This is a genomic window from Wenyingzhuangia sp. 2_MG-2023 (genome assembly GCF_030548295.1).
Classification (GTDB): domain Bacteria; phylum Bacteroidota; class Bacteroidia; order Flavobacteriales; family Flavobacteriaceae; genus Wenyingzhuangia.
On sequence record NZ_JAUOSB010000001.1, the window covers coordinates 281566 to 294045 of the forward strand.

Consider the following 12480-nt stretch of genomic DNA (forward strand, 5'->3'; position numbering starts at 1 on the left):
TATTAACTTTTTCTTTTTAAATAAACATTATAAACCAAACCAAACATAATTAACAACACACCTAAAAGAGTCCATAAATTATAGGTTTCTCCAAACCAAAAAGCACCAATCAAAATCATAAAAACTACTTCTAGGTATTTTAAAGGAGCAATTACATTTGTTTCGTATGATTGAACAGCTTTTGTTAAATACAATTGCCCTATATATCCAAAAAAACCTAAGCTTAACAATAGTAGCCATTCTATAAAGTTTGGATGCCTCCAATGATTGATAGACATCAACCCTCCAAAAACAAATGCCATCACCATAAAATAATTAATAATAACTAATGGATGTTCCGAGTTTCCAATTTTACGGATTAAAACAAAAATTAAACCTAAAGAAACAGCTGATAACATTACAAAAATTAAACCTAAAGAATTTACATCTACTCCAAAACCTTTGATAATTAAAACACCAGCAAATGCAATTAAAAACAAGAACCATTGCATAGGCTTTATTTTTTCTTTCAGAAAAATAAAGGCAAAAATTGCAGCAAAAATAGGAGATGTATATCTTAAAGAAACTGCAGTACCTAAAGCCAAATAATTTAGAGATTGAAAAAAACAAGTTAGAGAAATAACTCCGGCTAAACCTCTAAGAAATAGCAATTTTTTATGATTCCCAAGAAAAGAAACTTTGGCTTTTATGATTAATGGAATGGTAAAAAACAAAGTTCCTACAGATCTAAAGAAAACAATTTGGTAGGCACTAAAATCATTTAAATATTTAACCACTGCATTCATAAATGAAAACGCAATAACACTAAATATCATATAAAAAATGGCTTTTGAGCTTTTCATAAAAATGATTTTTTCGTTCTAACCTAACAGTCTATAAAATTACTATTAATAAATACTTTAGCCTCCAAATCAAAAAATAAATAATTGAATTTAAGTGAGTATTTACATAACACCATCAGTACTACCCTCAATTCACAAAAGACTCTTTGTAAAATTCATACTTGATAAGTTCATTCCTTTTTCTTAAATTAGAGAAGATACAACCTCAAAACATACTATTATGCTTCCATTTAGAACAGAAATAAGAAATAGTCCCAAAAAACAAACCGTAAAAGTGTATATAAATGACACAAAATGCGATCAAGAATGCAAAGATTTACTAGAAAAAATTAGCGGTGTTGATTTTATAGAAATTCAAGAATCTATAAGTAGAAATCGGGTAGAAGAAAACTTGACCATTTTTATAAAAGACGATGCTGATGTTAATAGAGTATTGAAACTCATCGAAAATAAATTGGATGGGCATTTTGCTTTTGATTGAATTAACAACTAGTAGGTAGGGTAAACGATACCTTTCTTGTTTTAATTATACAAACACATACTTAAAACAAGAAAATGAAAACAAATATCAAATTAGGCCTTACTGCACTATCCTTAATAATAGGATTTTCTTCATGTAGCAGCGAAAACAATATAGACAGTGACAATGTAGATACCGAAGAAACCGTAGTAACAGAAGTTCACAAAGCATTTGCTGAATTTAACGAAGAGGCAGTAACTGTTTACTTATCTAATGGAGGAACAGAATACACCATTGAAACTACAGGTTTACCAAATCATGAAACAGTATATTGGGGAGAAGACAGTGACTTGTACTTAGAAGAATCAGATGTAGAAACAACCCCTTCTATTATGACAAGTAACAACAATGCAGTGACCATTACTGTAGATGCAACACCAAACTTAACAGGTAATACCGTTTCTACAGAACTTAACACTATTGGAATAGCAGTAAGTGGTGTTTCTATTTTTAACGATCAAGAAGGGAATGGAGCCCTAGATGCTGCTGCAGGTAGTTTAGATTGGACTGGTGCACACATTGGACCTGGAGTATACCACTACCACTTAGAACCTAAAGCATTCTCTAACGATGATGATGCCTTGGTGGGAATTTTACTTGATGGTGTTTTTATTTATGGTAGAAAGTGCAATGCTACAGGAACTTATCCCACAGATTTAGATGTGTCTGGCGGACATACATCAACAACACAATATACAGAAGGTGAGCAAGAATACCACTACCACATCATAAACGAAATCTACTCTAATACAGGATCGTATATTGCTTTTACAGGACCTTTCCAAGGATATTAAAAATGAGACACCTCCACCTTAAAATACATTTAATGATTGCAGTTATTTTTTATGGCTGTAATCATCATAAAGAGCAACAAAATTTAGATACTAAAATAATAATTGAAAATATTTTTATTGACAAATCTAGTTTGACATTAAACAATACTGAAGGAGTTTGGTATTATAAAAAACAACCCTTTAATGGTTTTGCTGTTGTCTATTTTAAAAATGACTTGTTAAAACAAAAAATTGGTTTTTATAAGGGTAAAAAACAAGGTGTTGCCAAAGAATGGTTTTCTAATGGTCAATTGCGAATAGAATCCAACTACAACCAAAATGCTTTAACAAATACCTACAAAGCATGGAGAGCAAATGGAATACTAGAATCTGAATGTTACTTTGTAAAAGGAAAAAAAGAAGGTGTAGAGAAAAATTGGTATCCAAATGGACAATTATCTAAATTAAGAAACTTAACTGGCGGAAAAGAAAATGGCATACAACAAGCTTGGCTAGCAAACGGAGAAATATACGTTAATTACGAAGCAAAACACGGTCGTGTTTTTGGTTTAAAACGTGCAAACTTATGTTATAAATTAAATGATGAAAAAGTTGTTATCACAAAAAAATAAAATTTTACTCTATTTACTTATTGTTGTTTTAGCTTCGTGTAAAAATGAAACTAAAAAACAAAACAGTAGAATTGAAGAAACAAGTAGAGTAGACTATTTACCCTATTACAACGAAGCTAATTTTACACCACACTGGCTTACACCTGGCAGTAATGAGGAACAAGAATTTCATAAAATCCCTAATTTCTCATTAACAAACCAATTAGGGAATACGGTCTCTCAGGAAACATTTAAAAATAAAATTTATGTTACGGATTTCTTTTTCACCTCTTGCCCAGGAATATGTCCTACCATGACTAGCAACATGTCTAAAATTCAAGAAGAATTTATAAATGATAACGAAGTTCTTTTGCTTTCTCATTCCGTAACCCCAACCTTAGATTCCATTCCTGTACTAAACTCCTATGCTGTATCTAAAGGTGTTATTCCAAACAAATGGCATTTAGTAACTGGAGATAGAGGTGAAATTTATGAATTGGGTAGAAAAGCATATTTTGTTGAAGAAAGCCTAGGTTTAGAACAAACTAAGGATGATTTTTTACATACCGAAAATTTTGTATTGATAGATAAAAACAAGCACATTAGAGGTATTTATAATGGACTAAACAGAACCTCTATAAATCAATTAATTATTGACATTAAAACTTTAAAAAAGGAACAATAATTAAATATTAAATCAGCCATATGTCTGCTGAAAATGAATAGAAATTAAAATCCTAATTTGTTCTTTATTAAATTATCTAATATTGGGTAGGGAGAACAACTTCTTTCCTGTTTTAGTTATATAAACACATAATTATAACAAAATGAATATTAAATTTTTATTAGTAACAGTAGCTATTGCTACAATGACCATTTCTTGTAAGTCAAACGAACAAACAACTCAATCTAGATCACAACAGGGACAAGGGCAACGAAACCAACGTCCGTCTATAGAAGAATTATTTGCCGAAATGGATAGTAACAAAGACAACTTATTGTCTAAAAGCGAAGTCAAAGGACCTTTAGCAGAAACGTTTTCTGAAATAGACACTGACGATGATGGATTTATTTCTAAAACTGAATTAGAAAACGCCCCTAAACCCGAAAGACAAGGTCAAGGAGGAGGACAAAGAAGATAATTAAGAATAAAAAAAGCGTTTTCTATATAGAAAACGCTTTTTTATTTGTTATGATGCAATTCTTATTTATAAACTTCTTTCACAAAATCTTCATAAGTTACTTCTTTCTCATCAAAAGAAACTTTTTCTTTAAACAAGTCTAACATTTTAGAACTAATCAATTGTGATTGTAATCTCTTAGCTTCATCTTGATTTTGCAAAACTCTCATTGCAATATCTTCCAATTCTTGATCTTCAGGGTTCATCTGACCATATTGAGCCATTTGTTGTCTAATAAATCCAATTGCGTAATCTTTCAACTCTTGAAAATCAACTTTCACATCGTTGTCTGCCATTATTTTACCTTCAATCAATTGGTAACGCAACCCTTTTTCAGACTTGTCATATTCAGCAGCAGCCTCTTCTTCTGTCAGAGGTTTATCTCCAGCTCTTTCCAACCATTTGATTAAAAACTCTTTTGGCAAATCAAAAGAAGTATTTTCAATTAAGTTTTCTGTTATTGCATTTAACAAATATTGATCCGCTTGTTGTACAAACTGTCCTTCAGCATCTTCTTTAATTTTTTGTCTCAATTCAGCAGCAGTAGAAACTACTCCTTCTCCAAAGATTTTATCAAACAATTCTTGATCTAAATCTGCTGGTTCTGTGTAGCTAATTTCATCTATTTTAAAAGTAACAGGAATTTCTAAACCTTCAACTTCCTCTAATTTTAAACCTAATGAAGTTGCTAATTTTAAATCTTCATTAAACAAATTCTTAGTTTTCAACTCTAAAACATCACCTACTTTAGACCCTACAAACTTTTTAGTGTTTAATTTTCCTTTGATATCCTCTAATACCAATGTAGCAACAGCCTCAATCTCTTTTTCTTCGTTTACAAAAACTCCTTTAATAGTGGAATTTTCTGCAACTTCTTCTTGAGAAATTACATTTCCAAAACGGTTTTGTAAGTTTTCAACTTCTTTATCAATCAATTCGTCGTTTGCAACAATATTGTATTTTGTAATTTTACCTGCTGATAAATCTACATTGATTTCTGGAGCCAATCCTAATTCAAATTCAAAAGAAAAGTTTTCAGCATCCCAATCAAAATTCTCTTCCAATTTTGGTAATGGATTTCCTAAAACATCTAACTTTTCTTCAGCCAAAAAGTTATTCAAAGACTCTTGTAATAATTTATTTACTTCATCAACCATTACTGATTTTCCGTACTGCTTCTTTACCAATCCCATAGGCACTTGTCCTGGTCTAAAACCTGGAATGTTTGCCTTCTTACGATAATCTTTTAATACAGAAGCCACTTTCTCTTGATAATCCTCTGCTGTAATATCAACTTTAACTACTGCATTCAATGCATCGATATTCTCTTTAGTAATGTTCATTTGACTAATTTTATTTAAAATCTCTAAAAAATTGGGTGCAAAAATACGATTTTTTCGTTAAGCTACAAAAGTTATAACCAATTCATGCTCAATCGCTTTGATTCCAGTTAAGATTGCTTTAAGAAGCGAATCAACTTATTGTAAAACTCAACAGGGTTTTCTGCATGCAGCCAATGTCCTGCATTTGATACCGTTTCTATTTCAGCTTTTTCAAAATGTGCTTCTATCAATGAAAAATCTTCGTCTTGAATATAATCCGATTTCTGCCCACGTAAAAAAAGAACATCTCCATCATACATGGTAAAAGAAGGCAAGGCTTCTCCTACTTCAGAATTGTTTTCGGTCAAACTTTTTAAATTGAAACGAAAAGCCATTTCTGTTTTGGTTTTTCGATACACATTTTTCAACAAAAACTGACGAACTCCTTCTTCTTTAATATTCACTTTTAAAATATCATCTATTTCAGAGCGTAATTTTAATTGTGAAAAATCCACACTATTCAATGCATCGATAATAGCATGGTGATGTGGTGCATAATATTTTGGAGCAATATCTACAATCACCAACTTTTCTATCAATTCTGGATATTCTACAGCAAACAACATGGCTGTTTTTCCTCCCATAGAATGCCCTAACACAATTGCTTTTTCTATTCCTTTTTCTTCAAAATAAAATCGCAAATCTTCCACCATCAATTCGTAATTAAATTCATCAGAATGAAAACTACGTCCATGGTTTCGCTGATCTACCATGTGCACTTCATAATCTTTAGACAATGTGTTTGCGTGAGATTTCCAATTGTCTCCCATACCAAAATACCCATGAAGAATGATCAATGGAAAACCCGAACCAACAACATTTGAATGTAACAACTCCATATTATAACACGTCTTGTAATTTATATAAATACATATTTACCACATTTTGCAGACCATAGTACAATGCTTCAGAAATTAGCGCATGTCCAATAGAAACCTCATCTAACTCAGGAATATTTTTTGCGAAAAAATTGATATTTTTCAAACTCAAATCATGTCCAGCATTTACGCCCATTCCTAATTGCTTTGCAAGTTTTGCAGCTTCAGCATATTCCGCAATCACACTAGTATTCCCTTTTGCATATTCTACAGCATACTTTTCGGTATACAACTCCACTCTATCAGCTCCTGTAGTAGCTGCAGCTTCTATCAACGCAGGATTTCCTGTATCTATAAAAACAGAAGTTCTAATTCCCGCCGCTTTAAATTCAGCAATTACATCTTTTAAAAAAGCTTGATGTTTGATGGTATCCCAACCAGCATCTGAAGTAATATTATCATCACCATCTGGAACCAACGTAACCTGATTTGGCATTACATCTAACACCAATTGTTTGAATTTTGGAATCGGATTCCCTTCTATGTTCAACTCGGTTGTAACTATTTTTTTTAAATCAAACGCATCTTGATAACGAATGTGACGTTCATCAGGCCTTGGATGGATGGTGATTCCCTGCCCTCCGAACTCCTCAATATCTTTAGAAACTTGCACTAAATTAGGTACATCTCCACCTCTTGAATTTCTTAACGTAGCTATTTTGTTAACATTTACGCTTAATACCGCCATATTCTGTATTTTTATGATTGCAAAAATATTCAAAATAGAACGAACTATTAACAAATTTCATTAATTTGAATGCTATGGAGCTAATCGATTACATTTCTAAAGACGACATATCAGTAGACAATCAAAAAACCGTTGCACAAACATTGGAAGTTTTTGATGCAATTTCCTATTCACACATCCCTGTGGTGCATGAAAAAAAAATCATAGGAAATATAGCAAAAGAAGATTTAGACAGCCTAGATGATGAGACTCAAAAACTAGAAGTATTAGAGTATATGTACGAATTCTTTTTCTCTAAAGATGATGACACTCTTTTAGATGTTATTTCAAATTTTGCAGAACACAACACCAACATACTTCCTGTTATCAACAAACAAAACGAATACATTGGTTATTTAGATTTAAACGACACACTAGATTATTTTTCTAACACTTATTTTTTAAACACCGAAGGGAATATTCTTTTGTTAGAAAAAAACACGAAAGAATTTACCATGTCTGAAGTTTGTCAAATTGTAGAAGCTAATGACAATCAGATTTTAGGTTGTTTTGTTTCTAAAAAGAATGAAGAACACACTTTGATAACTTTAAAGATAAATTCCATCAATATAAATGAACTAATTCAATCTTTTAGAAGGTACGACTATACAATTGTTAATAACTTAACAGAAGATTCATATTTAGAAGGATTAAAAAAACGTTCAGATTACTTTATAAAGTATTTAAACATTTAACTTTGCGGTATAAAAGTAATTGCAATGAAAAAAGTAGCCATTTTTGGTCAAGTATATAAAGATTCTCACGAAAACTATCTTTCTACGCTCGTAAACATCCTGAACAAGGCTAAAGCATCTGTCTATATTTATAAAGACTACGCTAAGTCTATACAGGCAACTGGACTTACTTTTATAGATAACTTAAGTGTTTACGATAGCGAAACAAAACTAGATGCTTCGTTTGACGCACTTATTACATTAGGTGGAGACGGTACTATTTTAAGAGCTTTTGATCAAATCAAACACTTAAGTATACCTATTTTAGGAATCAATCTGGGTAGATTGGGGTTTCTTGCTACCATACAAAAAGATGAAATTTCACTAGCTATGGAAGCCTTCTTAAACAGCCACTACACTATAGACGAGCGTGTTATGCTAAATGTAAAAAGCAACGAAAACAGATCTGAATTTGTAAATATTGGTTATGCATTAAATGATTTAACCATTGCTAAAAAAAATACAACTTCTATGATTGGAGTAGAAGCCTATTTGAATAACGAATATCTAACTACTTATTGGGCTGATGGTTTGATTATTTCTACACCTACAGGCTCCACAGGATATTCCTTGAGCTGTCAAGGTCCTGTAATTATGCCCAACACCAATAATTTTTTAATTACCCCTGTAGCTCCACACAATTTAAACGCTAGACCTATTGTTATTTCTGACGATACAGAAATAAAATTAAAAGTTTTAAGAAGAGAAGATCAGTTTCTAGCCTCTTTAGACTCTAGAGTAACTGCCATAAATGTAGAAACAGAATTGATAGTGAGCAAAGCACCTTTTCTTGCTAAAATCATTGCTTTGAAAGATCATACATTCATAAATACACTTAGAGATAAGCTCCTATGGGGACAAGATACAAGAAATAAGATGTATCGTAAGTGAAAATGTAGAATAGATAGCCAAATTTATCCACCAATTAATTATATTTGACACATTTAAACATTGATTATGAAAAAAATAGTTTCCATTTTACTGATGATTTCATTTCACACAGGTTTTTCACAAATCTATGAAGCGGGATTGACATTAAACATACCTAACATACTTGGGGAAAGTAATGAGCTTTTTAACATTTCGGTTTCTCCGACCAACGTAGGTTTTATCGTTAAGAAAAATATCAACCCAAGAATTGCTTATAGAGCTGCTGTGAACCGTATTAGTAGTGACATCACAACTATGAGTGAATTCTCTTTAGGTATTGATTACAACTTTAAGAAATACAACCTATTAAGATATAGAGCTAACGAAAGATCAACACCTTATTTTATTTTAGAAGGTGCTGCATTACTTTTTAATTCAGGTGCAGGTATAAAACCTACCATTGCGCTTCCTGTTGGTATTGGTTACAAAACAGCTCTTACCAAGCATTTTGTTTTGTCATTAGAAGCAAAAGGAAGAATAGCTTTAACAGACCAGTTAGACAACGACGCATCTAACAGCAGCACTTTAGATGCTTATTATTTCTTTGGAGGGAGTCTTTATTATACATTTGGCTGGCCTAAAAGTAATAAAGCCCGAAGCAAATTTTAAATTAAAAATTACAGTTTGTTAAACAAATTAAAAAACAATAAGGTTCCTAAGCATATTGCAATTATCATGGATGGTAATGGTAGATGGGCAAAAAAACAAGGAATGGCTAGAATTTTTGGTCACCGTAATGCGCTAACAGCAGTACGAGAAGCCGTTATTGGAGCCTCTGAAATAGGAACCGAAGCAATAACATTGTATGCTTTTTCTACCGAAAATTGGAGCAGACCCAAAATAGAAGTAGATGCATTGATGAATTTATTGACCAAATCTTTAAAAAAAGAAGTACCCGACTTTCAAAAAAATGGGGTTAAGGTAAATGCTATCGGCAGATTAAATGATTTGCCTAAAAGAGCACAACAAACCTTAAAAGAAGTGATTGATGTAACTAAGAATAATACCAAAATTATCTTAACCTTCTCTCTTAGCTACGGAAGCAGAGAAGAAATCACCTCTTGTATCAAAAAAATTGCAGAAAAAGTTAAAAATAGTACCTTAAGTATTAACGATATTGACGAAGAAATTGTTCAACAAAACTTATACACTTATAACCTACCAGATGTAGATTTAATGATTCGTACAAGTGGAGAACAAAGACTTAGCAATTACCTCCTTTGGCAAATGGCTTATGCTGAATTATATTTTACAGATATACTTTGGCCTGATTTTAGAAGAGAGGATTTGTATAAAGCAGTCGAAACATATCAAAACAGAGAAAGAAGGTTTGGAAAAACCAGTGAACAATTAGATGGAGAACATGAACAAATTACTTAAAAACTATACTTTTAGACTTATATTCCTTGTAACAAACTTTTTATTCTCTCAAGAAACTCAACCGGATTTAACTACTTCTAAAAAATATCTTTTAGGAGGTATTACCGTAACGGGTACAAATGAATTTTCAGAAACCTCTGTAATTTCTTATTTTGGGTTAAAAACAGGTCAAGAAATAAAAATACCTGGGGATAAGCTTACAAGTGCTATTAAAAAACTACACAAATCTGACAAATTTAGTGATGTAGAAGTTTACGCTACCAAATTAGATGGTAACACTATCTACTTAGAAATTGCGGTTAAAGAGTTGCCTCAATTAAACAAAATTACTTTTTTAGGAGTTAGCAAATCTAAAGCAAAAACCTTTAAAAAGGATACTGAGCTGAACGCAGGTAAAATGCTAACAGAAAATTTAATTACCTCTTCTGAAAATTATATCCGCCAATATTATATTGACAAAGGATATTTAAGTGCAGATGTAACGATTACACCCAAAGTCAACGCAACAAACGCTAATCAAAGAGATGTAATTGTCAGAATTGACAAAAATGACTTGATAAAAATTAAAGAAATTGATATTAAGGGAAACGAACAGTTTGAAGACAAAGATGTTCGTAAAGCATTAAAAGATACCAAACAAAAATTCTGGGGTAGGTTCTGGAAACGTTCTAAATATGTTGAAGATGCTTTTGAAGAAGACAAACAAAAATTGATAGAAAAATACCGTCGAAAAGGTTTTAGAGATGCTAGAATTATTTCTGACAGTATTAGTTGGAACGAAGATAAAAATTCAATCAATTTACACATATCACTTGAAGAAGGTAACAGATATTTTTACAAAGACATCTTATTTTTAGGAAACAAAACTTACAACACAGATTTTCTTCAAAGAATTTTAAAAATAGAAAAAGGTGATGTTTACGATTCTAAAGCACTAGAAGAAAGAGTAAAAGGTGATGGAACTCCAGATTCTGAAGATATTTCTACACTGTATCAAAACAATGGATATTTATTTTCTCAAATTAATTTGGTAGAAACCAAGGTAGAAAATGACTCTATTACCGTAGAAATTAGAATTCACGAAGACGATCCTGCAACAGTTAGCCACGTTTCAGTTACAGGAAACGAAAGAACCAATGACCATGTGATTTTTAGAGAATTAAGAACAAGACCTGGTGAATTGTACAGTAAAGACAACATTATACGTTCTATTAGAGAACTAGGGCAAATGGGATTCTTTGATGCAGAAAATATCACCCCAGATTTAAAACCAAATTACGCAGATAAAACGGTTGCTATTGAGTATAGCTTAGAAGAAAAAGGTTCTAGCCAAATTGAATTGCAAGGAGGTTATGGTGGAGGTTCTTTTATTGGAACTCTAGGTTTGTCTTTCAACAACTTCTCTATCAGAAATATTTTTAACAAAGAAGAATACAAACCTTTACCTTTAGGAGATGGACAACAATTATCTTTAAGACTACAAGCAAGTAGATTTAACTCTTCTAACAGTGTTTCTTTTACAGAACCATGGTTAGGGGGTAAAAAACCAAGGTCATTTAGTTTTTCTATCTACAACCAAAGACAATATGGATATCAAAGAGATTCTAATGGATCAATTACATCTTACAACGAGGTTGATAAAGGACAATTGTTAAATATATTTGGTATTTCTGTTGGAATTGGAGAAAGATTAAAATGGCCAGATGACTATTTTTCTATCAACAATGCAATTAGTTACCGTAGGTACGAAGCAAACAACTTTAATTTTGGTTCTTTAACCTTTGACGACGGAAAAGGTGTTTCTCACAACTTGTCTTACAACGTTACCTTACAGCGTAACTCTGCAGGACCTAGTTTAATTTTCCCTAAATATGGTTCTACATTTGTTGTAGAAGGTAAATTAACACCTCCTTATTCTTTATTTACAGACAAAGAATACGACACTAATAACGAAAGATTTAAACTTTTAGAATACTACAAAATCAATTTAAAAGCAAAATGGTACACATCATTGGTTGGTAAATTGGTATTGATGACCAATATGCAATTTGGATATTTAGGAAACTATAACGATGGTAAAGGAGAAATTCCTTTTGAAAGATATTTTGTTGGAGGAGATGGTATGAACACCAACAACTTTGATGGTAGAGAAGTAATTGGACTTAGAGGATATCCCAACAGTTCTTTATCCGATTTAGGAACTACCGCTAACAATACTTCAGAATTTATTGGAACTACGGTTTACGATAAGTTTTCTATGGAATTTAGATATCCTATCACCTTAAAACCCTCTGCATCTATTTATGCTTTAGGATTTATGGAAGCGGGTAATGCTTATAGAAATTTAAACACATTCAATCCCTTTGATGTTAAAAAATCTGCCGGACTTGGAATTCGTATATTTATGCCAGCATTCGGTTTGTTAGGTATTGATTTTGGGCATGGATTTGACAACATACCAGGAGAAACACAAAAATCGGGTTGGCAAACACATTTCATTATAGGTCAACAATTTTAAAAAT

At 31.8% G+C, this 12480-nt stretch carries 14 protein-coding genes; 10 read left to right on the forward strand and 4 right to left on the reverse strand.

Going from position 1 to position 12480, the window contains the following annotated elements; translation table 11 throughout:
* Positions 1–2: 2 nt before the first annotated feature.
* The gene (locus Q4548_RS00985) at positions 3–842 is read right to left on the reverse strand and encodes a DMT family transporter (RefSeq protein ID WP_303450355.1); all 840 of its coding nucleotides are present in this window, start codon (positions 840–842) and stop codon (positions 3–5) included.
* 220 nt (positions 843–1062) lie between these two features.
* Between Q4548_RS00985 and Q4548_RS00990 the strand changes: the two genes are divergently transcribed.
* From Q4548_RS00990 to Q4548_RS01010, 5 genes are all read left to right on the forward strand, one after another.
* A complete protein-coding gene (locus Q4548_RS00990) occupies positions 1063–1323 on the forward strand; it encodes a hypothetical protein (protein ID WP_303450358.1) in 261 nt (86 codons plus the stop codon).
* 74 nt (positions 1324–1397) lie between these two features.
* On the forward strand, positions 1398–2156 hold the full coding sequence (locus tag Q4548_RS00995) for a YHYH protein (RefSeq protein WP_303450360.1): 759 nt from the start codon (positions 1398–1400) through the stop codon (positions 2154–2156).
* Positions 2157–2188: 32 nt separating this feature from the next.
* Positions 2189–2767 carry a toxin-antitoxin system YwqK family antitoxin gene (locus tag Q4548_RS01000; protein WP_303450364.1) on the forward strand — a complete coding sequence of 193 codons (579 nt, stop codon included), beginning with the start codon at positions 2189–2191 and terminating at the stop codon, positions 2765–2767.
* A complete protein-coding gene (locus tag Q4548_RS01005; protein ID WP_336622724.1) occupies positions 2736–3431 on the forward strand; it encodes an SCO family protein in 696 nt (231 codons plus the stop codon). The genes Q4548_RS01000 and Q4548_RS01005 overlap by 32 nt, the downstream gene beginning before the upstream one ends.
* Positions 3432–3573: 142 nt before the next feature.
* A complete protein-coding gene (locus Q4548_RS01010; RefSeq protein ID WP_303450366.1) occupies positions 3574–3888 on the forward strand; it encodes an EF-hand domain-containing protein in 315 nt (104 codons plus the stop codon).
* 62 nt (positions 3889–3950) lie between these two features.
* Here the strand turns inward: Q4548_RS01010 and tig are convergent, their stop codons facing one another.
* The 3 genes from tig to Q4548_RS01025 form a co-directional block, all read right to left on the reverse strand.
* Positions 3951–5270 carry a trigger factor gene (gene tig / locus Q4548_RS01015; protein ID WP_303450368.1) on the reverse strand — a complete coding sequence of 440 codons (1320 nt, stop codon included), beginning with the start codon at positions 5268–5270 and terminating at the stop codon, positions 3951–3953.
* Between the two features lie 107 nt (positions 5271–5377).
* The gene (locus Q4548_RS01020; RefSeq protein WP_303450370.1) at positions 5378–6148 is read right to left on the reverse strand and encodes an alpha/beta fold hydrolase; all 771 of its coding nucleotides are present in this window, start codon (positions 6146–6148) and stop codon (positions 5378–5380) included.
* Position 6149: 1 nt separating this feature from the next.
* A complete protein-coding gene (locus tag Q4548_RS01025) occupies positions 6150–6875 on the reverse strand; it encodes a pyridoxine 5'-phosphate synthase (protein WP_303450373.1) in 726 nt (241 codons plus the stop codon).
* 74 nt (positions 6876–6949) lie between these two features.
* Between Q4548_RS01025 and Q4548_RS01030 the strand changes: the two genes are divergently transcribed.
* The 5 genes from Q4548_RS01030 to bamA all read left to right on the forward strand — a co-directional run bounded on the left by Q4548_RS01030 (position 6950) and on the right by bamA (position 12476).
* Positions 6950–7609 carry a CBS domain-containing protein gene (locus Q4548_RS01030; protein ID WP_303450375.1) on the forward strand — a complete coding sequence of 220 codons (660 nt, stop codon included), beginning with the start codon at positions 6950–6952 and terminating at the stop codon, positions 7607–7609.
* Positions 7610–7633: 24 nt separating this feature from the next.
* Positions 7634–8539, forward strand: a complete 906-nt coding sequence (locus Q4548_RS01035; protein ID WP_303450378.1) for an NAD kinase — start codon at positions 7634–7636, stop codon at positions 8537–8539.
* Positions 8540–8605: 66 nt separating this feature from the next.
* A complete protein-coding gene (locus tag Q4548_RS01040; RefSeq protein WP_303450382.1) occupies positions 8606–9187 on the forward strand; it encodes a DUF6089 family protein in 582 nt (193 codons plus the stop codon).
* Positions 9188–9253: 66 nt separating this feature from the next.
* Positions 9254–9958: an isoprenyl transferase gene (locus tag Q4548_RS01045; protein ID WP_303451543.1), complete on the forward strand. Its 705-nt coding sequence runs from the start codon at positions 9254–9256 to the stop codon at positions 9956–9958.
* Entirely contained in the window at positions 9942–12476 is a 2535-nt protein-coding gene (bamA, locus tag Q4548_RS01050) for an outer membrane protein assembly factor BamA (protein WP_303450384.1), read from the forward strand. The genes Q4548_RS01045 and bamA overlap by 17 nt, the downstream gene beginning before the upstream one ends.
* The last annotated feature ends 4 nt before the right edge of the window (positions 12477–12480 follow it).